The following is a 22,785-nucleotide window of genomic DNA, read 5'->3' on the forward strand; positions in this document are numbered from 1 at the left end:
GTTCGGTATTGAAGCGGCGGCGCCCCCGCGTGATCTTTGCCGGCGTGGTCAATCGCGCTCTTGGGCTGCTGTTGCGCGATGGGTAAAGCCGCCTTGCTCGCCCAGGTATTGCTACGGGTTGTCCAATGCTGATATGAGGCGTCGGCTCACGATATCGGAGACGATCGCTCTATGGAGTGGCTGAAGAAACATATTCGCGTGACGATATCCCTGATGATCCGGGAGATGTCGACGCGATACGGCGGTAAGCCCGGGGGATACCTATGGGCCTTCATCGACCCGATTGCGCATGTCGGTTTCATGACCTTCATCTTTCATGCGATCGCGCGCGTTCCGGCGCTCGGCTCCAGTTTCGCGCTGTTCTTTGCGTCCGGATATCTGCCGTACATGTTCTACTCATCCATGGCCGGCTTCATAAATGGCTCGATTAAGGCAAACCGCTCGCTCCTCAGCTATCCGATCGTTGCGCCGGCCGATGTGGTGGTATCGAGATATTTCGTTCAGATTCTGACGTCGTCCTTCGTTGGCTTTCTTGTGCTGTTTCTCGTCGCTGCCGAGGATAACCTCTCTGTTTTCCGGGCGATCCAACTCGACAGGGTTGTGACTGCCTCTCTAATGGCCACATTGCTGGGATTGGGTGTAGGGACGGCCAACATCGCGCTTTTTGCAAGGTCGTCGCTCTACGAAAAGGTCTTCGGGGTCATCATGCGGCCGCTGGTATTAGTGTCCGGCGTGTTCTTCATTCCGGACTCTCTTCCGCATCCATTCCGCGACGTTGTTTTGTACAATCCGCTAGCCCACGTGATCATGTGGTTCCGGAGTGGCATCTACCCGGAATACCGGGCCGCCGCCCTCGATATCCATTACCTCGTCGAATGTACGGCATCCGCACTCTTCATCGGAGCCCTGCTTTTCACGATGTCCGCTCAAGAGCTTCGAGAAGGATAGCTTGTGAACGACACCGAATCATCGGTCGTATCGGTTGGCATTTCCACAATCTGGTAGACCCAATTGCTGTAGATATCCCCAGGACTGATCTGTAGTTGGGTCGTTTTGCTTGCCACAGGCGCCTCCCCTCGGCTATTAGGTCGCCAGTTTTCCAGCGTTCATCGGGCGGTATGCGACAGGCACGAAGAAATATCCAGGTGAATGAGAGCTTAGATGAAGCCTCACAGGCGCCCAGGAGCGTTGGCATTCCGTGTCCAGGCATTCGACTTGGCGTGGGACGAGAAGTTGTTAGGTGCTTGTGTGAAGTGTTTCTTATAAGTCGCCTTAGAAATTCTTCGCATAAACATTAAGGAGATGGTAATGATTTCTGGCAGCACAATACTTGTTACTGGCGGCACGGGCTCGTTTGGAAATGCGTTTGTTCCCATGACGCTCGCCAAGTATAACCCTGCAAAGATTATTATCTACTCCCGAGATGAGATGAAACAGTGGGAGATGGCGAAGAAATACGGGGACGATTCGCGTGTCCGCTTCTTCATCGGCGATGTTCGCGACCGTGAAAGATTGTACCGCGCACTCGACGGGGTGGACTATGTCGTTCATGCGGCCGCAACCAAGATTGTGCCCACCGCCGAATACAATCCATTTGAATGCGTGAAGACGAACATCAATGGCGCCATGAATCTCATCGATGCCTGCATCGACAAGAAGGTGAAGCGGGTCGTTGCTCTCTCCACGGACAAGGCGAGCAGCCCGATCAATCTCTATGGCGCGACGAAGCTGGCTTCCGATAAGATGTTCGTTGCCGGAAATTCCTACGCGGGTGGTCACGACACACGATTTGCCGTCGTTCGGTACGGCAATGTCATGGGGTCCCGCGGATCGGTCATTCCCTTCTTCCTGTCGATCAAGGGCAAGGGTGTTCTGCCGATCACCGATGAGCGCATGACACGTTTCATGATCTCGCTCGAGCAGGGCGTCGAACTGGTCTGGCACGCATTCGACGACATGGAGGGAGGGGAGATATACGTCAAAAAGATCCCCTCGATGAAAGTCACCGATTTGGCCCACACGATTGCGCCGGAAGCGAAGCTCGAAATCGTCGGCATCAGGCCCGGTGAGAAGCTTCATGAGCAGATGATTGGCGAGGAGGATGCCTTCCATACCTATGAGTATGAAGAGCATTTCAAGATCTTGCCGGCTATTCACAACTGGACAGCGTCGGAGGCCCGCATCAAGGACGGCAAGAAGGTGCCGCCCGGCTTCAGCTACACAAGCGACAACAATAGGGCTTGGATGACGCAAGAGGAACTGCAGGATTGGATCGCTGCGAACGCCGAAAAGATCGGGAGCCTTTAAGCGATGATCCCCTACGGGCGCCAAGAGATCACGCAGGCTGATATCGACGCGGTTGCGGAGGTGCTCCGCTCCGATTTCCTGACGCAGGGGCCAATGGTGCCTCGTTTTGAAGAGGCGCTTGCTGCGTATAGCGACGCCAAGTTCGCCTTGGCGGCAAGCAGCGCGACGTCGGCACTCCACATCGCCTGCATGGCCTTGGGGCTCGGACCGGGCGACTGGCTGTGGACGTCTCCGTTGACCTTCGTGGCATCTGCCAATTGCGCGCTCTATTGCGGAGCCAAGGTAGACTTCGTGGATGTCGATCCGCGAACCTATAATCTCTCCCCGGTAGAGCTCGAGCGCAAACTGGTGAAGGCAGAACGCGACGGCGTGCTCCCCAAGGTCGTCGTCCCCGTGCATCTCACCGGACAGCCTTGCGCGATGGCGGAAATCCATGAGCTTGCAAAGCGCTATGGATTCAGGGTCATTGAGGATGCTTCCCATGCTATCGGCGGCAAATACCGGGGTGAACCGATCGGCAACTGCCGCTACAGCGACATCACCGTCTTCAGCTTTCATCCGGTGAAGATTGTCACGACAGCGGAAGGCGGCGCTGCCCTGACGAACGACAAGGAGCTTGCAGACCGGATGGCGCTGCTTCGCAGCCACGGGATTACGCGCGATCCCGCGGTCATGACGCGCGAACCGGATGGTCCATGGTACTACCAGCAGGTGGATCTCGGATACAATTATCGCATGACTGACATGCAAGCCGCTCTGGGGTTAAGCCAGATGGCTCGCCTCAACGACTACGTCGAGAGACGCCACGTACTGGCGAAGCGGTACGACGAAATGTTGGCGCATCTCCCACTCATCACGCCGTGGCAGCATCCTGACAGCTACTCCGGCCTGCATCTATACGTCATCCGTTTGAATCGCGCGAAGATGAAGAAAACCCACCGCACGGTTTTCGAGGGACTGCGCGCGCGGGGCATTGGTGTGAACCTGCACTATATTCCAGTCCACACGCAGCCTCATTATTCGCGGATGGGCTTTAGCAGCGGCGACTTTCCCGAGGCGGAACGGTACTATCAGGAGGCGATAACGTTGCCGATATACCCGACGATGAGCGAAGCGCAGCAGGATGAGGTCGTATCTGCACTGACGGCGGAACTGACGACATGAATTTGGCCGTCATTCCAGCTCGGGGAGGAAGTAAGCGGATACCTCGCAAGAATATCAAGTCCTTCTTGGGACGGCCGATGATCGCTTGGTCGATCGGTGCGGCCGTCGATAGCGGCTGCTTTGACCGCCTCATCGTATCTACCGATGACGAGGAGATCGCCGAGATCTCGCGGCAGTTGGGGGCGGAGGTCCCGTTCCTGCGACCTGCTGAGTTGGCCGATGACTACGCCACGACCAGCGACGTGATCCGCCATGCGATCAGCTGGTCGGCCCAAAATAACAGGGTGCCGGAACGAGTTTGCTGCATTTATGCAACCGCGCCCTTCCTGCGAGCAGACGACATAACTCGGGGGTTTGACCTGCTCGAGGACGGCGGAGCGGATTTCGTCTTCTCGGCGACCAGCTACGCTTTCCCGATCCAGCGCGCGATCAGGTTGACGCCAGCGGGGCGGGTCGAAATGCTGATGCCTGAGCAATTCAACACTCGTTCGCAGGATCTCGACGAGGTCTATCATGACGCCGGCCAGTTCTATTGGGGACGGTCTGAGGCCTGGCTTTCGGGGAAGCCTATCTTTTCATCAGCTGCAACCGCCCTGATTCTGCCCCGTTATCGCGTGCAGGATATCGATACGCCCGACGACTGGTTGCGGGCGGAACTCATGTTTAAGGTCCTGCATGAATTCGATGCCGCCCGCTCATAGACATAACGTCGTTTTTCGCGTCGATGCGTCGATTGACATCGGCACCGGCCACGTCATGCGTTGCCTTACCCTTGCGGACATGCTGTCCCAGGCAGGCTTCGAATGCCTTTTTGTTTGTCGTCCCGGGCCAGGCAACTTGATAGGTCTCATTCGCAGCAGGGGCTTTGCCGTGGCGGAGCTACCTTCCGCTGTGGCAGGGGTTAAAGCTGGCGACCGGGATCTCGCGCATTCCCATTGGCTGGGTGTCGACTGGAAGACGGATGCACGCCAAACAATGATGGCGATCGCCGATGCTTCTCCGAGCTGGTTGATCGTCGATCACTACGCGCTCGATATCCGCTGGCAGCAGTTTCTGCGCCCGTCCTGCGGATACCTGATGGTGGTAGATGACCTGGCAGATCGCGAGCATGACTGTGATCTGCTGCTTGATCAGAACGTCGGCAGAACTGTGGGCGACTATCGACTGCTCGTTCCGGCCCCTTGTCAGATGCTGGTGGGGGCACGATTTGCGCTTCTTCGGCCACAATTTGCACGCGAGCGGCCCCATAGCCTTCTCCGGCGTCGGCACGCCGCCCCCCGTCGCCTGTTGGTGACGCTTGGAGGCGTAGACAAAGACAATGTTACCGAACGGGTGCTGCATACTCTCGAAAGATGCGAACTCCCGAATGATGCTGAAGTGACTGTTGTGATGGGGCAGCATGCTCCTTGGCTCAGCTCCGTGCGCGAAAGCGCCGCTCAGATGCGGTGGAAAACACGCGTGCTGTCCAACGTTGACGATATGGCGAGTTTGATGTCGGAAGCCGACCTCGCCATCGGTGCTGCCGGAGGTACGTCCTGGGAGCGGTGTGCGCTCGGTGTGCCGACCATCCTGATGGTTCTCGCCGAGAATCAGCGTGAAGTTGCGCAGAAACTAACTGTTGAGGGTGCGGCACAGGCGGTTGAGCTCGGAGCTGATTTCGATTCGACTCTCGAGAGCCTTATTGAAAGCCTTATCTTCGACAAATTGGCACTGGCCGCGATGTCCGAGCGAGCGGCAGCTATCTGCGACGGTGAGGGAGGTTTGGAGGTGGCGCGAAGGATTGCGGACGGCCTCCGTCGTAGTGTCTAATCCGAGGTTCATGAAACGACGAACAGTGCACATCGTCACCTTCGCCCGGGAAGGGATGGCGGGTACACGCAACGGACAGTTTTACAAACATATATCGACGTGGCGGCCTGGCGAGTGACAAAGCGCGGCCATACACTTGCGTCCCACCATCTACGAGGAGGGTAAATTGAGCAGAGTTTTGACCATCGCTGGAAGACAGATTGGCCCGGGTTTCCCGCCGTACGTCATTGCCGAGATGTCTGCCAACCATAACGGTCGAATTGAGACCGCGCTGTCGCTCATCGATCGAGCGAAGGAGGCGGGAGCCGATGCCGTCAAGCTCCAGACTTACCGGCCGGACACGATAACTTTGGACAGTGACGGGGAAGACTTCCGCATCGAGAGTGGGCTTTGGGGCGGAAAGACGCTCTATCAGCTCTACAGTGAGGCCTATATGCCGTGGGAATGGCACACGGCGCTTTTCGAACACGCCCGCAAAATTGGCATCACGATCTTCAGTTCCCCCTTCGACACCACCGCGATTGACCTTCTGGAAGATCTGAATGCTCCTGCTTACAAAATCGCGTCCTTTGAGGCAGTGGATCTTCCCCTAATCCGCTATGCCGCTGCCACCGGTAAACCAATGATCATTTCTACGGGGATGGCGGATGACGAGGAAATCGCGGAGGCGATCGAGGCTGCGCGCGAAGGCGGATGTAAGGATCTCGCTATTCTTCATTGCGTGAGCGGCTACCCAGCCCCCCCCAGCGACTACAATTTGCGCACGATACCCGACATGATCGAGCGCTTCGGATTGGCGACCGGGCTTTCGGATCATACGCTGGACAATACGACTGCCATCGCAAGCGTGGCCTTAGGAAGCTCGTTGATCGAGAAGCATTTTACTCTCGACAGGAGCGGTGGCGGTCCCGATGATAGTTTTTCTCTTGAGCCGCAAGAATTGGCAGCGCTTTGCCGTGATACAAGCACTGCTTGGGAAGCCCTTGGCAAAATCGATTATGGCCGCAAATCGAGTGAGACCGGTAACATCCGATTCCGGCGATCGCTTTATTTCGTGAAGGCTCTCAAGGCCGGTGACGTCGTGACCGCGGACGCCGTTAGAAGCGTGAGGCCCGGCTTCGGGCTAGCGCCAAAATATCTTGATCGGGTCCTAGGCAAGAAATTGCACAGAGACGTCGAGATCAACACACCGGTTACAAAGGATTCGGTCGAATTTTGAGAAATCTCCTGCCGTTTGACTTTTCCGTCCGGCGGCAGGAGATGTTTCTGTCTAAGGCAAAACGCGGCGGCGATCGCCAAAGTTCTTGGCCAGGGAAATGGGCTGTGGCTCAAATACGCCTAGGCCCGATCCCGAATGTTGTAATACCCCATCACACCGATTCCCCAGGCAAACAATAGCCCTAGGGTCACTAGCAGCGCACTCAACAGCCGGTGCGGATACTGCGCCAGCTGTGAAAGCGTAGGCTCGATGAACAGGGCTAGATAGCGCTGGCGGTTGTTCGCCTCGATACGGGCCTTCTCAAGGGAGCTCAAAGCGGCCGCATAGGCACGTTCGGCGAATTCCCTCTGGGTTTCCAGCTCCTCGAACTCGGCAATGCGTCCCGCGACGTCCGGCGAATTGGGATCATTCGTAGCCGTTTCCCTTTCGCCGGTGCCGAGGCGCTGGCGCTCGACGCTGAGCTGTTGCTCCAGGCTTTCGATTCGCGTCTTGAGCACGCGAATGCGCGGCGTGTCTTCGCTCATCTGGCTCTTCGCGGTGGCGAGGTCCGCGTTGAGTTTTGTCAGCTCTGCCTCAAGGCCGCCAATTAGCTGCACGGCTAGCTTTGCCCCTTCCTCGGGGCTGATCTCCTGCGACTTGTCGCGATAGTCGCGCAGCGCCGCGCGCGCCTTGGAAAGCCGCGCTTCGCCCGCCAGCACTTCGTCCTGGGCGGCCCTCAGCACGTCGTTACGCGCCGAAAGCGAAAGGCTGTTCACGAGGCTGTCGCTCTGGTCAACGATGAACTGCGCGATTGCCTGCGCCTGTTTCGGATCGAAGGCTTTGACGGTCACCTGCATGATGCCGGAGGCGTAGTCGAAATTGACGCTCACCATGTCCTGCCAATAGGCGAGCTTGTCCTCGATCGACAGATCGGAGCCGATGCCATAAAAATAGTCGAGCCCGCGAGTGGCGTAGACCTCCTCGAGCCTAAACCTGCGGTCGGCGTCGCCAGCCATGCGCTCGCTTAGGATATATTCCATGAGAATATAGCTGTCGGAAACCGTACTGCCACCCGAGGCCTGGGTGAACATGCCCAGGATGTCGCCAGAAACGCCGCCTTCGATGCTGCGCACGGCGAAGGATGTCGTGCTGTGATATTGATCGGCGGCGATGAAGGCCATGTAGAGCGAAGCGAGCGTTGCCGGCACGGCGACGAGCCCAAGGAACGAGGCGCCGATGATGGCGTGGCGCCAGCGCAGCTTCGTCAGCCATTTCGGTTGCCAGCCGGCTTTCTTGACCGGCTCGAGCTTGGTGCGCCCCGGAAGCGGAATGACCGGCGCGCTCTCCTTGCCGAGCAGCCCTTCAAGAACCGCGATCCCCTTGCTTTTGGCGGCCGCCTTGACGGTCTCCTTCTTGTAGGCGGCCTGCACGGAGTCAGGCTTGTTCACTGCCGCGTCTTTGCTTGCCGCCATTCAATTTTCCCTCATGTTCTTGTCGTGCGCGCGGATCGCGTCCTCGACGTCTTCATAATATGTCAGCTTGCCTTTTTCCAGCACGACGCCGCAGTCGCAGTAGTCGCGGATCGTACCGGTGCTGTGCGAGACCATGATCACGTCGGAGTCCTGGAGCTTGGTCTGGAAAACAGCTTGGCACTTCTTCTTAAAATTTGAGTCACCAACGGCGGTGATTTCGTCGACGAGATAATAGTCGAAGTTGACGCCCATGCTCAAGCCGAAGGCAAGCCGTGCCTTCATGCCGGAGGAATAGGTGCCGACGGGTGCCTTGAAGAAGGGCCCGAGTTCGGCGAAATCCTCAACATAGGCGATGAGTTCCTCCGTATCGACGCCGTAGATGCGGGCGACGAAGCGCACATTCTGTTCGCCAGTCATCGAACCCTGAAAGCTGCCGGCGAAGCCGAGCGGCCAGGAGATCTTGCCGAGGCGGATGATCCGGCCGCTGTCGAGCTTGAGCGCGCCGGCAATCAGTCGAAGCAGCGTAGACTTGCCGGCGCCGTTGCGGCCGAGCAGCCCGACGCTCTTGCCGCGGTTAAGGGTCAAGGAGGCATCCTCGATGATCGGCTTCTTGATGCCCTTGGTGCGGGCATATTTCGTCGCCTGCTCGAACCGGATCATTCGTTTCTCAGCGTCTTTCGGGAAAGGGTGAACACAAGCATTCCGGCAAACAATGTCAGAAATGCGATTCCGTAAAGATAGGTCATGTCGAGGCCGATGGCGCGGTATTCCGGATAGAAGCCCTTGCGGAAGCCCATGATGACGTGGACGAGCGGATTCATGAGCACGAGATCGCGGTAGGGGACGGGGATGGAATCCGGCAGGAAGAAGACGCCGGAGATCAGGAAAAGCGGCCGGTTGACGATGTTGAAGACCTGCTCGTACAGCGGATATTTGAGGAACAGCACGCAATTGACCATCGCCACGCCGAGACCGAAGAGGCAGGCCATCGCCCCTGCCTCGAGGATCGCCGGCCAGTGTAGGCTGGTTTTGACCCGCATGGTTGCGACGATCGTGCCGAGCACGATGAAGGCGACGAGCGAGGTGGTGCCGGCCTGCAGGACGAAACGGGCGACGACCGTATCTATTGGTGCGACATTCGGGTAACTGAGCAGCGCCTTATTGGCGCGCACCGCGCTGTTCAGGTAGCTCGACATCGTCTGGTAGAACTGGAAGGCGATATAGCCGGTGGCGAAGAACAGGGCAAAACTGGTGCCGAGCGCCGGCGCCCGGGCGATCGCCTGGAAGATCACCGTCATCAGCAGGATATGGGCGGCTGGGTCGAGCAGTGCCCAGACATAGCCGCCGGGCTTCGAGCCGAAACGCGTCCCCATTTCCCGGACGAGAAGAGCGCCGACGACGCGGAGATGGGTGGCGAGATGGCTCACGGCTTCACCCGGACGGATAGACGATGCGTCCGATCAGCCTCAGCCGCCGGTCGGAAAGGCCGCGGAAGAAGCCGATGGGGTCGGACTGGAAATCTTCGACGTCGCGGTCGTTGCCCGCATGGCGGATGGCCGGCGCGACGATTGCGGTCAGCAAATGTCGCCAGCCGAGCACGCCGTAAGGACCCAACGGACGCCAGGCCGGGCGGGAAGGGTGTTGGGCTTCGGGCTCTTCGAGTTGCCGCTTGATCGCGGCGACGGTCGCTTCGAATGGCGTTTGCTCTCCGGTGACGGGGTCGAAGTAGTAAGGATAGAGGAGATAGGCGCCGGCGAAAAGCGCCTCCAGCGAAAGCTTCCTGCCGCGGCGCGGATTCGGCTGCCGGTCACTGGTCAGCCCCCACCCGGCATAGAAGGGCGAACCGGCCGTCGTCACGCGGATGCCGCGCATCAGCGCCTCGAGGCCGGCCAGCGATGTGATCGTATAGACATGATCGACCGTCCGCAGCGCTTCGGCGAGCGGCAGGTTTTCGGTTATGAGTTCGCAGAAATGCGCCACTTCGGCCGGGTCGGAGCGCGCCGGCCGAACACGGCTCAACACATCCGGGTGCGGCCTGTAGAGAATCTGGGCCTCCGGTTGCTCCGATGCGGCAAGGCGCACGAGGTCGTTGTTGGTCACCGCGCTTGGGCAGCCATAGCGGATCGAGGCATCGCCCTCGACCTGGCCGACGACCAGCACGCGCTTGCGCGTCTTTGCTCCATAGACTTCCTCAGCTGCGCGCTGAAGGCCGCCATTGTATTTGCTAATGCCGCTTCCAGAAGAAGCGAGATGCCCGCTCGGGCGCGTCTATCAACGCCGCGTCCGCCTCGAAGTCATGGGTCGAGAGCAGCACTTCGAGATCGGACGGCCGGCGGCAATAGGGCGTCCTGTTGTCGAGCGTCAGCGAAAGCGGCGGCGTGTGGCTGGCGCTCGGGCGTGCCGAGCGAAGGAAGCCGTCTTCCACGAACCAGACGGGGATGTTTTGCGCCGTGGCAATTTCGGCGAGCGCCGGCGGCAAGGCGGCGCCCCACACGAAGAGTTCGCATGGCCCCACCGCGAGAATGCGACGCTTCCAGATCCTCTCCAAATCCCGCCCACTCGGGTCCTTCGGCAGAAAATGAAAGCGTCGGTCGGGAAACGAGCGCTCGAGAAAGGCCCTCTTCCACTCGGTCACGTGGACGGCAAATGTCGAAATCCGCCCCGCCGTACCGACGCGAACGGTTTTGTCCGACTCTCTCTTGGCTTCTACCGTATCTGTGTTCATCTCTTGCACAAGCTGCGGGAATATGATGGTCGCGCTGCATGTACATCTTTCGCCACTTATCTGCCAGTCTCTAGCGACATCCAGGCGCTTCCTCTCACCCGGATTGTCAACTGCCGTCGCGCGTCGCCCGCTCCAACTCTGCCAATCGCTCTTTGCAGATCAGCATGACCATTCGGTGCAGATGTTCTGTCTGCTCGAGCAGCCAAGCAAGCGCTTCGTCCGTGATTTCGAAGTGCTTCGAGTAGCGCGCCTTCACATAGGCCTCGTTGAGAATGTTGTACCAGGCCGTGAAGCGATGCTGGTCGCGCGGCCATGCGTCGACGAGCCGGCGGTCCCGGTCTTCGGCAAGCCCCCGCAAGAACTTCAAATTGTGCGAAGGTGGACTGTAGTTGGAAAGCGTAAGCAGCAGGCACGAATAGGCGGTCTCTATCGACTGGTGCAGTTCAAATGCCGAATGTTTGAGTTGACCCTTCCTGAAAAGATATTGCGCTGTATCGAGAAAACTGAGCGCCGACGGAAATTTGTTGTCGAGATGCTCGCTTACTACTCGAAGCGCATCGGCGGGAGACAACCGCTTCGGTTCTGCCAGCGGTCGGTCGTCGAGTTCGTAAAGCACGATGCCTTCGCGCACGATGTCGACGAAGAAATATTGTCCGTCGGCCAGGAAGTTATTTACCTCGCGGGCGCCATGAACGATAGGGCTGACCGGCGTCGAGATCGCCTTGTCCCACATCAGTCGGTCGGTCGCCTTGTCCCAGTATTCCGGTTCGGCGAGTTTCTTCGAATTGACGATGACGAGGATGTCGTAGTCGGAGCGGTAACCCTTCATCGTGTGCGGCTCGTCGACGAAGGTGCCGCGGGCATAGGAACCGAACAGGATGATCTTCAGGATCCGCCCGCGCTTTTTGAAGGCGGCCGAGGTTCCCTCGAGCGCGTCGGAAAACTCCTCATGGATGATCTCGACGACGCGGGAAAGCTCGCGCTGCTTCTTCTCCGGCAAATGTTCGAGGCTCGATCTCATACTCAACCGATAGGGCAAACATGACTCATCGTCTACTGTCTGTTTTCATTGGGTTTTGAGCTTGCGAGGTATTCCAATCGACGTCGGAGGCAAACATCGGCAAAACTGTCGGCCGCATGTGGGTTTCCGATGGCGCCCTGCGATCCGAAAGCAAGAGTGTGATCGAGAGCCTGCACTGCAGAAGTTAGCCGGTCTCATTCTTCATGCCGGATTGCAGGTCGAGGCGTTCATCCAGGCCGGCGAGCGCACGGCGCTCTCCTATCTTGTCAAGCCGCTCGCTGATCAGAGCGCTCGGACAATGCGGGAGGAATGAGCTTCAGGCAAGCCTGGTCACACTGAAGAAGGAGCTTCTGGGTTATTCTGTGAGTGCTGTGGGAAATCGAGGCGATAACGACAGACGTCGCCAGTTGTTTCCACGGGGTCAGCGCTTCGTTCGAGCGGCGTCGACCTTTTCGGACAGCCATGTCTTGATAAGGGACTGATAAGGAACGTCGCACTTGGCGGCTGCGACTCCTCGACGGGCTGCCAGTGGCGTATGTTTGCGCCGCTCCCTCGCACGCGCCAACATCGCGGTCTTGCGCTGCTCCTCATGTGAGGCTATATTTCGCCTCAATCGGAACTGAGAAACGATGTTGGCGTTTGAGCATGTTGCCGATGTCCTCGGACTGCCGGCCAAGGAGACAGCCGCACGGTCACCGCTTGGGCTAATTAGCCGCATCGAGGGCGGGCTCCCGATTGCGGCGTTGGAGCGTGTGGTTCACCTTCTCGCGCCACATGACAGCCAGTTCAAGTATCGCCTTGTACCCAAGGCTACATATGAACGGCGAAAGGCAGCGCTTCGCCTCTCGCCCGAGGAGGGGATGCGCATTGCGCGTGTCGCGAGAGTCTGGAATCTGGCCCTGGATGTTTGGCAGAGCGAGGACGAGGCCCGCGAATTCCTGTTTCGGTCGCATCCGATGCTCGAGGACAAACGTCCGATCGATGTGGTCATTCAGAGCGAAATCGGTGCTGAACTGGTCTTGGAAATTCTCGCCAGCCTGAAATACGGCAGCGCTGCGTGACGGCCCAAATACTTGACCGCACGCTGTCGGCTTATCGAATAGGCGACCCGAACGGCGCCTATCCGATATTCGACGGGACCGGATCGACAATTGCACCAGGTCGCTGGAACACGTCGATAAGTCCGATCATCTATAGCAGTGAACACTATTCGACCGCTGTGCTAGAAAAACTGGTTCATGGCAGCGGACGATTGCCGCCTAACCGGCACTATGTCGAGATCGCGTTTCCACGTGGGCTGAGCTATGAGGTCTTTTCGCCGCCTGTTCTCCCAGGCTGGGATCGGATGCCGCCGACGGTGAGCAAGAGGTTCGGCGAGCAATGGTGCCTCGAGAAACGAAGCGCTATTTTGCTGGTCCCGAGCGTCGTCGCGCGTCTCGACAGGAACGTCCTGATCAATCCGGCTCATCCAGCGTTCCCCGAGATCCAGGCCAGCCTTCATCAGCCGGTCTATTGGGATCGCCGCCTCTTTGGTGTGTAGCCGGATGGTTGCTTTACATACGCGCTCCGGCTCAGAAGCCTTGGAAGCTTCAGGAATTCTACTAGACGACGTCGTCCAGTAGCGCGAACTTGGTCGATTATGCTATCAAAAATAACGCAGTACGCGGCGATCATGCGCTGTTCGCCGAGAAAGATAAAACCGACATCGAGGTGTTTCTCGACATGATCGTAAGCCGTGCCTGAGATGACCATCCCGCCGGGTTCGGCCAAGCTCTGCAGGCGCTCGTCGATGTTGACGCCATCGCCCTCGATGTCGTCCCCCTCGACGATCACGTCGCCGAGATTGATGCCGATACGAAATTCTAGACGGTGTTCATCCGCCCGGCGGTTCTCGGACAACGGACCGCCTCTACAACACTGTGAAACGCGACTAGTAAGCCGTCGCCCATGGTCTTGATCAACCGTCGACGATGCGCGGCGATCCTTTGTTCGAACAGTTCGTGTAAATGGGCCTGAAAGCGCGCGCAGGTGCCTTCCTCGTCGGCTTGGCTGAGTAGTCCATAGCTGCACACGTCGGCAATCATCACGGCGGCAAGCCTACGCTCCATTTTGCCTTCCGAATGGACAAAGTCATTCCGTCGGCATTCTATCCCAATACCTTCGATTGCTAAATTAGAGCCTCATCTCGCGGCAGGCGGGGCCGCGTGTTTCGCAAGTGATCGCCCCATCTCTCGACTTTGCCAAAATCAATCCAGAGATGCGGTGTCGAGGCATCGGTTGCGATGCCCGCGCGCCCTCGAAGTGGTAGGATAAAGCTGGCCATCGGAAGGGTGGATAGGGAAATGGAAAGGCGGCTCACCGCGATCCTTTCTGCCGATGTAGTCGGCTATAGCCGCCTCATGGGAGAGGATGAGGTCGGCACGCTCGCCCGGCTGAAAGCCTGCCGCCGGGAACTGGTCGATCCCGCTATAGCGGAATTCCATGGTCGCATCATCAAGCTCATGGGCGATGGTGCGCTCGTCGAGTTCGCGAGCGTTGTCGACGCGGTCCAGTGTGCCGCCGTGATCCAGCGGAAAATGGCCAGCCGCGATCAGGGCGTCTCCGAGAACCAGCGAATTCAGTTTCGCATCGGCATCAACCTCGGCGACGTCATTGTCGAAGGCGATGATATCTACGGCGACGGCGTCAACATAGCCGCGCGACTGGAGGGACTGGCCGAACCCGGCGGCATTTGCATCTCCGGCACAGCGTTCGACCAAACCGTGCACAAGGCCGATGTCGGCTTCTTGGCTCTCGGTGAGCAGCACCTGAAGAACATAACCGACCCGGTTCGCATGTACCGCGTTCTGCTCGACCCCTCCAAGGCGGGGAAGGTGGTCGCCGCGACCCGCCGGCCCGGCCAACGGGCTTTGATTTTGGCAACGGGCGCAACGCTGCTGATCGCGCTCACGGCGATTGCCTTCGCATGGCAATGGCCGTTTGCGCCGCAACGTCCATCCATCGCGGTGCTTCCATTCCTCAATTTGAGTGGCGACCCCGACCAGGACTATTTCACCGATGGCATCACCGACAACCTGATCACCGATCTCGCCAGGCTTTCGGACCTTGACGTCGTCTCCCGCAATTCGGTCTTTGCCTACAAAGGCAAGCCCGTCGTTTTGGCAGACATCGAACGCGATCTCGGTGTGCGCTTTGTCGTTGAGGGCAGCGTGCAGCGGACCGGCGATCAAATCCGCGTCAACGCGCAACTGATCGATGCGGCAAGCGGCGACCATCTGTGGGCCAACCGGTTCGGCCGTGGCGGGGCGGATGTGTTTGCCGTGCAGGACGAGCTCAGCAGGCAGATCGCCGAAGCGCTCGGCCTGAAGCTGACTCCGTCCGAGGCCGAGCGGATCGCTCGGCCGCCGACCGCCAATCTCGAAGCGTACGACTACTACCTGCGGGCCGCGCAGGAGACGCGGACTGGTCGCCGTTCCCGGATGCTGGAGGCACTGGCGCTCTTTGACAAGGCGGAGACGCTCGACCCCGGTTTTGCCGAGGCCTTCGCCGCCGACGCGCACGCTACCGCCTATGTCTGGCGAAGCGCCTACGACGACGTTCTCCAGAGCGCGTTGGCGCGAAAAAGGGCCTACGACAAGGCAAGTCGCGCGCTGGCCCTCGACCCCGAGCTTTCATCGCCGTACGCCGTTCTCGCCGTAATGCAGGTCGTGGAGCGCCGTCACGAGCAGGCGATCACCTCGGCGCGGAAGGCCGTGTCTCTTGGACCTGCCGATGCAGACGCTCATATGGCCTTCGCATACGTTCAACTGGTCTCCGGTAATCATGCCGAAGCCGCTGCGGCCGTAGCGACGGCGCTCAAGCACGATCCGAACCTCTCCGCCATCGGCAGATACACTGCTGGCCTGGTCTTTTATCTGCAGCGCGATTACGCGAAGGCCATCGACAATTTCGAACGTGCCCGAGATGGTTCGCCGGGGAACGGCGAGTTCGTTACCCCTCTCGCCATGGCCTATGTCCGTGCCGGCCGCCTTGATGACGCCCGCGCGGCTGTCGCAGATGGAATCCGCCTTCAGGACGGGCGCGATTGTCTAGCAGGCTGGCGGCTCAGCCACGCCCACTTCCGCAAGCAGGACCTTGCGTTTATCCTCGAAGGCTTGCGCGAGGCCGGCCTGCCAGAGTGGCCATTCGGCTTCAAAGGCGACGAGCGTGAGCGGCTGAACGGGGACGAAATCGCAAGCACCGTCATAGGCAAACTGCTGCGGGGTAAGACCGAGCCCTCGGGAAGCCCGGCACTCATGCAAATCGGCCTCAATGGCAGCGCGGCATTCCGCTCGGCGACGCAGTTGATGACCGAAACGGTTTCCATCAAAGGAGACATGCTCTGCGAGCAAAGCGAGAATGCATTCGGTCAAGCAGATTGCGGTCCAGTCTACAGACGTGCCAACTCGCCCGACGAGACCATCTTTGCCTATGTGAACTCTACCAAGGTCTTCTATTTCTCGCCCGCGAAATAGGTGACGGCCGATCTTCCGTCAGTGATACTGATCCATTTCGAGGTCGGCCGCGACCTTCGGCCAGTTGCCGTCTGCCTTTGCCACGACGTCCTCCGTGTCGGCGGCGAACCCCTCCGCATGCTTCTTGTCGTAGATCAGGTAAAGCTTGCCGTCGATGATCTTGAATGCCTCCGGATCGATGTTCACCGTAACTGAGCCGAAGGCGACCTCGCCCGCGCAGTAGCCGCCGTACTGAGGCGCGTATTTGGTCGGCTCGCTGATGAACATTTCGCGGTGTTTGGCATTGGCGAAATGCCACGGCGTACCCAGCCATTCGTAGGAAAATTTCTCTGATCCCTTCGTCGCTTTGCCTTCGGTGAAGTAGGCGACTGTGTCGTATCCCATGATCGCCACGCCGCCGAAGTAACCCGTGTTTACCGAGTCGTCGGCGAGAGCCGGCGACCCGCCGCCAGCCGCTGCCACAACCAGGACGAACGCCGCCACATAGCGACCTGTCCCTCGTGCACCGATTCTGGTCACCGCATCCATCCGTGCCTCCTGTTCAATCGTGGAGTTCCATGCATTTTGCGTAATCTCCCTCGCCGAGGAGGCTGGCCGGAGGGCAGGTCGCACCGTGCCGCTTGAACATCCGGACAATGTCCGTATTGCCCTTCCAGAATGCCCGTGTGATTGGCGTGTAGCCGTGAACCTCGGCGTGACCGACATCGGCCCCTTTGGCGAGCAGAAACTGCGCGAGGGCAACGTGGTTTTCCTCACCGGCTACCATCAGCGGCGTCACACCCGCCTTGTTGGCCGCGTCGTCAAGCGCCGCTCCGTGGTCGAGCAGCAGCTTGATAATCGGCAAGCTGCCGGAAAAGGCCGCGGCATGAACTGGTGTAAAGCCGCCGGCGTTGCGCGCCATGACGTCGGCATCTTTGCCGATCAGCAATTCGGCTATGGCGAGCTGGCCTGCCAGGGCGGCGTTGATGAGAGGCGTTGCCTGGTCGCGTGCCCGGCTGTCCACAATGGCACCCGCGGCAAGGACCCGCTCGACGGCGGCGGCATCTCCGGCCGCAACTGCATCGAACAAGGGATCACCCGCGGCCGCCATTGTCGCGGCGAAAAACAACGCTACCGATGCAAGCAATCGGCGCATGGCTCCGCCTTGGTCGTTTCTGATGAAAAATAGCACAGCTCCCCGATTTTGGGTAGGCAACGCGTGCCGATAGAGGCGCTGCCCGCCATCAGGAGTTGGCCTGACGCGAAGGCACGAGGCGACTGTCAAACGGCCCGACTCCCCATAGCGGCATGGACGTTTCTTGTCGCCTTGGGGAGCTTCTTCTTTGCTTGAAGGCAGAACTGGCGCGGCGTAACCTCCTCCAATGCCGGACGACGACGAACCAACCCTGGTATCTGCCGCACCTCAAAGGAAGCTGGCAGTCATCCTTGCGGCTGTTGTCGCCGGCTACAGTCGCTTGATGGAGCGCGATGAGGAGGGCACCCACCAGCGGCTGCAGGGACTGCTGCGCGAAGTCGTCCGGGCAGCGGCCGAAACACACCGGGGGCGCATCTTCAAGACGGCAGGGGGCCGGATTCATGGCAGAATTCGCGAGCGCCATCGAAGCGGTGCGCTGCCCCGTTGACCTCCAGCGGGCGATAGCCGAGCGGTGCAAGGATGTTGCCGAAGATCGCCGACTGGATTGAAGACGAAGAGATGCCCTGACAGGGGATCATGCTGTCTTGACCTCAAACTCCTCATGTGAGCGCCAGGAGGGAAACCCGCAGCGCATGTCCGTGAACCCCGTCGAAAGCCGTCGACGGGGAAGCCCGAGAGTTGATTTGCACGCCAAGCCACCACTTCCTAGACCAGTTCGGGAGCTTCCCACCGATCAGCGAGATGGTGGTGCGCGTGCGACGGGTGATGACGCCGACGGGTGCTTTGACCGAAGTCGCGGTCGAAAGAATCGTCTACTCCGCAGAAACGGTGGATCTTTTCGCGCGGGCGGTTGTCGCGGGCATGAGTGCTGGTGGCGCGGCACTTCAGCCTGTCGAGGTCGATGGTTGGCAGACCTACAATTTCGAGGTCGAGGACGTGCACACCTATGTGGCAGGCGGCGTGCGCGTTCACAACACGTCGTATGGCTGGGCCCATGAAGCTGACCTCGGTCTCGGCGAGAAGGTCAGGCATGACGCGGTCAGGCGGGGCGTTCCGGGCGACTACGCCGCGAGCCTTGGACGTGCTCTAGTGGCCGAGAAACTGAATAGTCACAAGGTAAATCAGTGCCAGGGCCAATATTCCTGCACCTTGCCCCCGGGGGGGCAGGGACGCTAATGCCTATCACAGGCATTGTTGAATCCTACAATTGACCGGGAGCGACCACTTTTGCGAGTGGGGGCTGGGTGGAATGCAGACCATGTCCAGTGCAACAGCTACGAAAAGTCCCGCAAAACGCTTGGAGGTAAGGTATGTGCCAAGGCGAGTCGCTCACCTTCTACACTTACGCACGTGTCGACGAAGGCCGTGACGATCGGTGGGCCTACACAGGTATTCCCGACTTTTTCTTTTGCGACGAAGACGGCGCACGTGAGGCGCTTTGTGAGCTGCGCGGAGATGTCGAGAGCGAGGATGACGAGTGGCTGCCGATGCAGCTTGAGAAGATCGAAACCCTCCCCATCTCCACGGAAAGCATCCTGGCGCTTCTAAATGACGGTGTAGGTGCATTTGTGAAGAGCTACGAGATTGTCGAGGTTATCGGTTGAAAACTGCTACGAGCGGGCGGGAGGAGAGCGCGGGGGGAGGGCCACAAGGGCGTTTCCTCGTCCTGGCGCGGCACGGGGCCAACGACAGGGTGCCCGGGCCGTCACAGTCATATTGGATTTCCGGTCATGTGCCAACTATGTCGGCTTACCGAGGCGGCGAAGCTCCACGGCGCCACGCACTAAGCCGTGGTTCCAGTTCATCACACCTAAACGCATGCCGAAGATCAAGGCGGGCCGCAATCAGATCGTCTTCAACTGCCGCAAAGACATTGCAGCAGTAGAGCCGGGGGCATCGAGGCCGCAAGACGGATACAGGGAGAATGAAGCTATCATCCCTGCCGAAATGCTGCTGTCGGAACGCCAGCGATTTCGCCTTCAGGCCCGGTCAGAATGCCGAGCCGCTCCACCTTCGCCGCCGTCGCCGGCCATACCCGCTTTGAGCGAAGGGGATGCAGTGCCCGCGCGCTTCGGCGACATACTTGTTCAACAGCGCCTCCACGCCGTCGGCGCTGAGCCTGCCGCCGTTCATATTCGGAAAGAAAGCCGTTGTTTCGCTTCCCTGGTTCCTTGAGCCCGAAGTGAAGGCAGCCGGCGGCGCGTTGGTGCTTGGCAAGGCCGGCGATCCGGCCCGGAATGGCGCCATTCGGGCGTATGCAATTTTCAGCGCCGGCCGGTTCGAGACGAGGAATAAGGAAAGTCGTGACTCTTGGCGCGGAGTCTCGCTTTCGCTGTGGAACCATTGGCTCAAGCGCTTCCTACGATCTCGCTCTCGTCGCAAGGAATACGATAAAGCAGCCAAGCACCAGGGCGACCGGTCAGAAATCGGTGCTCTGGTCCCAGGTCCACCTCCACATTTCATAACCTTCGAGATCCGGAGGCGGCAGGTTTGCGGTGATCTCAAAGTCACGCTTCTCGCGACCGTGGAAGTGCCCGGCTGCGAATGCGAGATCTAAAATAATTGCAAATGCCCTGGGAGCAATCATAAGGAACAACACGGCGACTACGGCGGCGATCCCGAACCCCTCGACCACATGGCCAAGCCAATCGAGGTGAGTGTGGATATAGTCCCACGAGATGTCCATTTTCGTAAGCGTCCCGACCTACTCGACGTTCTAATTTGGCTAGCTCGTCATCGATAGTTTACAAATCGGGAGACTTTTGGGGCTCGGAAACCTTTTGCGGCGCCACCGCCGGCTGTGTTTCATCGGGCCGCCTCGTCCGCGCGAAGATTGTGTGTAGATGACGCTTGGAATCTGGTCAGACGCCGAGCCGCGTCGACCCTTGGCAGACGCTCCCGGAAGAGAAATGATAACTTTGAAGGTATCCGGATCCCGTGGCGACCGTATCTGGCGAAAAAGCTGCTGTCCCAATTTTCGAGTGCTTTGCCTCGGGCGCCGTTTCTTAGCCAACCAGCGAACCACTCCGAAATCGAAGGCGAGGGCCACACGACCAGCGTCAACGTCAGCACTAGCACGCCGAGCGGGGAAGTCTGGGACACGGCAAGGACTCGGATTTCGAGAGCGGGCTGCAGAAGCTCGGCAGACTGGCCCTTCACCCTGGAATACCGGCGGGAGGCGTTCATCCAGACCGGCGAACGTACGGCGCCCCGGATGCCGCCACGCGCGGGCAGGATCCAGGAGTCTTACGGAAGGCTGAAGCACGGACGTTGTGCCTGCTGATGGGTTCTTCTAAACGGAGCAGCTTGCCGGGGGCAGTCGGTCCCGGGTTCCGCCCTTCGGGCGGCGCTCACGCTAACCCTCCTGCGGCTGCCCTCTTAACCGGTCAAGCTGCGCGCGAACGGGCTTCGGCGCTAAAGCGCCTGCGCCTGGTACGCTCTTTTTTTGGTGGGCATTCATAACGGTGGCATTGTCGGTCGCGATGCCGAGATCGCAATTGGGCTCGCCGTACGGTTGGAATCTTCAAGGAAATCCGTCCACCGCTCGGCTCTGTCGAGCGCCTAGCGAATTCAAGCCGGTTCGTCGCTCAAGAAATCGGACTTCAACGTCCTGTGCAGCGTAAGGCAAAGAAGATCGCCAGGCCGGTCTTGTCGAATGTCGAGCGTCTGTCGATCGAGAGGTTGCGGTCTTTTGCAAAGGGAGCCCCTTCGCAGGGTTCAGCCCGGTATAGCATCACCGGTGCAAAGGTGCCGCGCACCAGCATTCCGAACGTCGGGTGGATGTCTCAAAGATTCAGGCAAGATCACGCAGGAGCTTTCCAGCCGCCGAAAGAGGCATTGCCTCGACACCGTCCCTTAGAGGAAATATTTCCGAACCTGGATAAACGACGAGGCGTTTTTCAGGGTCAATCGCTTCGCAGGCAAGGTAAAACCCCTTTCCCACTTTCGGAGCGAGGCTGCGTTTGATCTCAATTGCTGAAGGGCGAGCCCCAGGGGGCGTTATGAGTAGATCGATTTCGGCTCCCGCCGCTGTCCGATAGAAGCTCAGGTGACTCGCATAGGGCGCCGCAGCGGATAATGTCTCGATAACGAAACCTTCCCAGCTTGCGCCGGCGACGGGGTGACCAAGGACCTGCTCAAGAGTTGCCAGCCCCAGAAGGGTGTGAGTTATCCCGCTATCGCGAACGTAAACGCGTGGTGACTTAACCAGGCGCTTGCCTGCATTCGAATGCCAGGGCTCCAGGCGCCGAACAAATAGAAGCTCAACGAGCAGGTCGAGGTAAGTCGCTACAGTCTTACCGTCGACACCGAGAGAGCGAGCAAATTCTGCGGCGTTGAGAAGTCCCGCTTGATGATGGGCGAGCATCGTCCAGAAGCGCCTGAGCGTCTCGGCTGGAATGCGGGGGCCGAACTGCGGGATGTCCCGCTCAAGGTATGTTCGGATGAAGTCCTGCCTCCAGCGCTGGCTTAACCGGTCATTGGCGGCAAGGAAGCTGTCTGGAAACCCGCCTCGTACCCAGAGAGGGATGATATCTTTATCGGCGACCTCGAGACCGTCGATTGGGTGCATCTTCAGATAGGCGATGCGGCCCGCAAGGGTTTCCCCGGATTGTTTCAGCAGGTCGACGGAGGCCGATCCAAGCAAGAGGAACTGTCCGGTCCTTCTACCCGATCGCCGCGCGCGATCGATCAGTCCACGCAGGTTTTGAAAGAGGTTCGGGAGGCGATGGACTTCATCGACGATGACGAGCTTATCCCCGTGTTGCTCGAGGTAAAGCTCCGGTTCACTGAGCTTGGCGCGATCAGCATCGGACTCGAGATCGAGGTAGACCGAGGGACGCCGCTCAGCGATAGCGAGTGCAAGAGTCGTTTTCCCCACCTGTCGCGGCCCGATAAGCGCGACGGCGGGGTTTGTTTGCCTCGACAAGTTCTGTCAGCGTGGTGGTTATATGGCGCTCAATCATCCTTGCATTTATGGAGTGTGATTCCGGAATTGCAAGGTTGAATCTGCTATTGTTAGCCGGTCCAAGGCTTGAAAGTGTGTCCGACGAGTTATTAGGTGTCGTCCACCATCAAACACCTTGAATTGGACTACGATCGATTGTCCGGCGTTCATCCGGGACGTGACAAATAAAATGGGAGCGAGGCGCGGGTCCACTGCAGAGGGACGATGATGATCCTTTTCACGTAATACTTATATTGCAGGTGTGCTAACCATAGTAAGCTCCTGCATCCTTCCGGTCTTGCCTTTCGTCTTTTCTCGCGCCGGGCAGCCGTTCACGAGCAGCATTCTTCCGATGCTCAACGGCAAGATTGTGACATTCGTGGGGTTGCAACACTCGCCGCGATCGGCGGCGACTGGGCGGTGCATGCAAATGAGGCCGGCCGATACGCGGTCATCGCGGTGCTTAAGGACCACCCCCTGCCTCATGCTGGCGCT

Annotated in this window: 20 protein-coding genes and 4 pseudogenes; 13 read left to right on the top strand and 11 right to left on the bottom strand. The window is 59.1% G+C overall.

The genetic code is table 11. From position 1 onward, the window contains the following. Nucleotides 1-171: 171 nt before the first annotated feature. The 6 genes from NGR_RS04520 to pseI all read left to right on the top strand — a co-directional run bounded on the left by NGR_RS04520 (nt 172) and on the right by pseI (nt 6,499). Nucleotides 172-948 carry an ABC transporter permease gene (locus NGR_RS04520; protein ID WP_015887049.1) on the top strand — a complete coding sequence of 259 codons (777 nt, stop codon included), beginning with the start codon at nt 172-174 and terminating at the stop codon, nt 946-948. A gap of 360 nt (nt 949-1,308) precedes the next feature. Further along, nucleotides 1,309-2,307 (top strand): UDP-N-acetylglucosamine 4,6-dehydratase (inverting), encoded by a 999-nt coding sequence (pseB, locus tag NGR_RS04525; RefSeq protein WP_015887050.1) that lies wholly within the window; start codon nt 1,309-1,311, stop codon nt 2,305-2,307. A gap of 3 nt (nt 2,308-2,310) precedes the next feature. Then, nucleotides 2,311-3,471, top strand: a complete 1,161-nt coding sequence (gene pseC / locus NGR_RS04530; RefSeq protein ID WP_015887051.1) for a UDP-4-amino-4,6-dideoxy-N-acetyl-beta-L-altrosamine transaminase — start codon at nt 2,311-2,313, stop codon at nt 3,469-3,471. Then, on the top strand, nt 3,468-4,172 hold the full coding sequence (gene pseF / locus NGR_RS04535) for a pseudaminic acid cytidylyltransferase (protein WP_015887052.1): 705 nt from the start codon (nt 3,468-3,470) through the stop codon (nt 4,170-4,172). Before pseC ends, pseF begins: the two co-directional genes overlap by 4 nt. After that, nucleotides 4,147-5,280, top strand: coding sequence for a UDP-2,4-diacetamido-2,4,6-trideoxy-beta-L-altropyranose hydrolase (gene pseG, locus NGR_RS04540; RefSeq protein ID WP_015887053.1), 1,134 nt, complete (start codon nt 4,147-4,149; stop codon nt 5,278-5,280). Before pseF ends, pseG begins: the two co-directional genes overlap by 26 nt. 166 nt (nt 5,281-5,446) lie before the next feature. Further along, nucleotides 5,447-6,499, top strand: a complete 1,053-nt coding sequence (gene pseI / locus NGR_RS04545; protein ID WP_015887054.1) for a pseudaminic acid synthase — start codon at nt 5,447-5,449, stop codon at nt 6,497-6,499. A gap of 119 nt (nt 6,500-6,618) precedes the next feature. Here pseI and NGR_RS04550 read toward each other — a convergent pair whose 3' ends face one another. The 5 genes and pseudogenes from NGR_RS04550 to NGR_RS04570 all read right to left on the bottom strand — a co-directional run bounded on the left by NGR_RS04550 (nt 6,619) and on the right by NGR_RS04570 (nt 11,696). Beyond that, a complete protein-coding gene (locus NGR_RS04550) occupies nt 6,619-7,950 on the bottom strand; it encodes an RkpR, polysaccharide export protein (RefSeq protein WP_015887055.1) in 1,332 nt (443 codons plus the stop codon). Beyond that, nucleotides 7,951-8,610 carry an ABC transporter ATP-binding protein gene (locus NGR_RS04555; RefSeq protein WP_015887056.1) on the bottom strand — a complete coding sequence of 220 codons (660 nt, stop codon included), beginning with the start codon at nt 8,608-8,610 and terminating at the stop codon, nt 7,951-7,953. Beyond that, on the bottom strand, nt 8,607-9,377 hold the full coding sequence (locus tag NGR_RS04560; protein WP_015887057.1) for an ABC transporter permease: 771 nt from the start codon (nt 9,375-9,377) through the stop codon (nt 8,607-8,609). The genes NGR_RS04555 and NGR_RS04560 overlap by 4 nt, the downstream gene beginning before the upstream one ends. A gap of 4 nt (nt 9,378-9,381) precedes the next feature. Continuing rightward, nucleotides 9,382-10,606: pseudogene (locus NGR_RS04565) on the bottom strand (capsular polysaccharide biosynthesis protein). Nucleotides 10,607-10,781: 175 nt separating this feature from the next. Beyond that, a complete protein-coding gene (locus NGR_RS04570) occupies nt 10,782-11,696 on the bottom strand; it encodes a nucleotidyltransferase and HEPN domain-containing protein (protein ID WP_015887060.1) in 915 nt (304 codons plus the stop codon). Nucleotides 11,697-12,325: 629 nt separating this feature from the next. Here NGR_RS04570 and NGR_RS04575 point away from each other — a divergent pair. Both NGR_RS04575 and NGR_RS04580 read left to right on the top strand, forming a co-directional pair. Next, nucleotides 12,326-12,757 carry an antitoxin Xre-like helix-turn-helix domain-containing protein gene (locus tag NGR_RS04575; protein WP_015887063.1) on the top strand — a complete coding sequence of 144 codons (432 nt, stop codon included), beginning with the start codon at nt 12,326-12,328 and terminating at the stop codon, nt 12,755-12,757. Beyond that, nucleotides 12,754-13,236, top strand: coding sequence for an RES family NAD+ phosphorylase (locus NGR_RS04580; RefSeq protein WP_015887064.1), 483 nt, complete (start codon nt 12,754-12,756; stop codon nt 13,234-13,236). The genes NGR_RS04575 and NGR_RS04580 overlap by 4 nt, the downstream gene beginning before the upstream one ends. Before the next feature lie 62 nt (nt 13,237-13,298). On the opposite strand, the pseudogene NGR_RS04585 reads toward NGR_RS04580, so the two are convergent. Beyond that, nucleotides 13,299-13,804 (bottom strand): annotated as a pseudogene (locus NGR_RS04585) (adenylate/guanylate cyclase domain-containing protein); the annotation flags it as partial. Between the two features lie 234 nt (nt 13,805-14,038). On the opposite strand from NGR_RS04585, the gene NGR_RS04590 reads away from it, so the two are divergent. After that, complete coding sequence (locus NGR_RS04590) at nt 14,039-16,210, top strand: adenylate/guanylate cyclase domain-containing protein (RefSeq protein ID WP_164924070.1); 2,172 nt, start codon at nt 14,039-14,041, stop codon at nt 16,208-16,210. Nucleotides 16,211-16,228: 18 nt separating this feature from the next. Here NGR_RS04590 and NGR_RS04595 read toward each other — a convergent pair whose 3' ends face one another. Together NGR_RS04595 and NGR_RS04600 are read right to left on the bottom strand one after the other, a co-directional pair. Beyond that, nucleotides 16,229-16,738, bottom strand: a complete 510-nt coding sequence (locus NGR_RS04595; protein WP_015887066.1) for a YHS domain-containing (seleno)protein — start codon at nt 16,736-16,738, stop codon at nt 16,229-16,231. A 13-nt stretch (nt 16,739-16,751) separates the two neighbouring features. After that, nucleotides 16,752-17,345 (bottom strand): ankyrin repeat domain-containing protein, encoded by a 594-nt coding sequence (locus NGR_RS04600; RefSeq protein ID WP_164923876.1) that lies wholly within the window; start codon nt 17,343-17,345, stop codon nt 16,752-16,754. 226 nt (nt 17,346-17,571) lie between these two features. Between NGR_RS04600 and NGR_RS04605 the strand changes: the two genes are divergently transcribed. From NGR_RS04605 to NGR_RS04615, 3 genes are all read left to right on the top strand, one after another. After that, nucleotides 17,572-17,832: an adenylate/guanylate cyclase domain-containing protein gene (locus NGR_RS04605; protein ID WP_193377873.1), complete on the top strand. Its 261-nt coding sequence runs from the start codon at nt 17,572-17,574 to the stop codon at nt 17,830-17,832. A 191-nt stretch (nt 17,833-18,023) separates the two neighbouring features. After that, the gene (locus NGR_RS04610) at nt 18,024-18,521 is read left to right on the top strand and encodes a hypothetical protein (RefSeq protein WP_015887068.1); all 498 of its coding nucleotides are present in this window, start codon (nt 18,024-18,026) and stop codon (nt 18,519-18,521) included. Between the two features lie 134 nt (nt 18,522-18,655). Continuing rightward, a complete protein-coding gene (locus NGR_RS04615) occupies nt 18,656-18,949 on the top strand; it encodes a hypothetical protein (protein WP_015887069.1) in 294 nt (97 codons plus the stop codon). An 815-nt stretch (nt 18,950-19,764) separates the two neighbouring features. On the opposite strand, the gene NGR_RS32930 is transcribed toward NGR_RS04615, so the two are convergent. The 3 genes and pseudogenes from NGR_RS32930 to NGR_RS04635 form a co-directional block, all read right to left on the bottom strand. Beyond that, the gene (locus NGR_RS32930; RefSeq protein WP_015887072.1) at nt 19,765-20,031 is read right to left on the bottom strand and encodes a hypothetical protein; all 267 of its coding nucleotides are present in this window, start codon (nt 20,029-20,031) and stop codon (nt 19,765-19,767) included. A 916-nt stretch (nt 20,032-20,947) separates the two neighbouring features. Continuing rightward, nucleotides 20,948-21,109 (bottom strand): hypothetical protein, encoded by a 162-nt coding sequence (locus tag NGR_RS04630; RefSeq protein ID WP_015887073.1) that lies wholly within the window; start codon nt 21,107-21,109, stop codon nt 20,948-20,950. 29 nt (nt 21,110-21,138) lie between these two features. Then, a pseudogene (locus NGR_RS04635) lies at nt 21,139-22,309 on the bottom strand (ATP-binding protein). Between the two features lie 209 nt (nt 22,310-22,518). Here NGR_RS04635 and NGR_RS32935 point away from each other — a divergent pair. Beyond that, nucleotides 22,519-22,755: pseudogene (locus tag NGR_RS32935) on the top strand (cytochrome c biogenesis protein DipZ); the annotation flags it as partial. Nucleotides 22,756-22,785 lie beyond the last annotated feature (30 nt).

It is taken from the genome of Sinorhizobium fredii NGR234 (assembly GCF_000018545.1).
In the GTDB taxonomy this organism is placed as follows: domain Bacteria; phylum Pseudomonadota; class Alphaproteobacteria; order Rhizobiales; family Rhizobiaceae; genus Sinorhizobium; species Sinorhizobium fredii_A.

What these genes read in the sequence shown, in the direction of transcription:
- NGR_RS04520 (WP_015887049.1), top strand. Translation starts at nt 172, where the DNA reads ATGGAGTGGCTGAAGAAACATATTCGCGTGACGATATCCCTGATGATC.
- pseB (WP_015887050.1), top strand. Translation starts at nt 1,309, where the DNA reads ATGATTTCTGGCAGCACAATACTTGTTACTGGCGGCACGGGCTCGTTT.
- pseC (WP_015887051.1), top strand. Translation starts at nt 2,311, where the DNA reads ATGATCCCCTACGGGCGCCAAGAGATCACGCAGGCTGATATCGACGCG.
- pseF (WP_015887052.1), top strand. Translation starts at nt 3,468, where the DNA reads ATGAATTTGGCCGTCATTCCAGCTCGGGGAGGAAGTAAGCGGATACCT.
- pseG (WP_015887053.1), top strand. Translation starts at nt 4,147, where the DNA reads ATGAATTCGATGCCGCCCGCTCATAGACATAACGTCGTTTTTCGCGTC.
- NGR_RS04550 (WP_015887055.1), bottom strand. Translation starts at nt 7,950, where the DNA reads ATGGCGGCAAGCAAAGACGCGGCAGTGAACAAGCCTGACTCCGTGCAG.
- NGR_RS04555 (WP_015887056.1), bottom strand. Translation starts at nt 8,610, where the DNA reads ATGATCCGGTTCGAGCAGGCGACGAAATATGCCCGCACCAAGGGCATC.
- NGR_RS04570 (WP_015887060.1), bottom strand. Translation starts at nt 11,696, where the DNA reads ATGAGATCGAGCCTCGAACATTTGCCGGAGAAGAAGCAGCGCGAGCTT.
- NGR_RS04575 (WP_015887063.1), top strand. Translation starts at nt 12,326, where the DNA reads ATGTTGGCGTTTGAGCATGTTGCCGATGTCCTCGGACTGCCGGCCAAG.
- NGR_RS04590 (WP_164924070.1), top strand. Translation starts at nt 14,039, where the DNA reads ATGGAAAGGCGGCTCACCGCGATCCTTTCTGCCGATGTAGTCGGCTAT.
- NGR_RS04595 (WP_015887066.1), bottom strand. Translation starts at nt 16,738, where the DNA reads ATGGATGCGGTGACCAGAATCGGTGCACGAGGGACAGGTCGCTATGTG.
- NGR_RS04600 (WP_164923876.1), bottom strand. Translation starts at nt 17,345, where the DNA reads ATGCGCCGATTGCTTGCATCGGTAGCGTTGTTTTTCGCCGCGACAATG.
- NGR_RS04605 (WP_193377873.1), top strand. Translation starts at nt 17,572, where the DNA reads ATGCCGGACGACGACGAACCAACCCTGGTATCTGCCGCACCTCAAAGG.
- NGR_RS04615 (WP_015887069.1), top strand. Translation starts at nt 18,656, where the DNA reads ATGTGCCAAGGCGAGTCGCTCACCTTCTACACTTACGCACGTGTCGAC.
- NGR_RS32930 (WP_015887072.1), bottom strand. Translation starts at nt 20,031, where the DNA reads ATGGACATCTCGTGGGACTATATCCACACTCACCTCGATTGGCTTGGC.
- NGR_RS04630 (WP_015887073.1), bottom strand. Translation starts at nt 21,109, where the DNA reads ATGCTGGTGCGCGGCACCTTTGCACCGGTGATGCTATACCGGGCTGAA.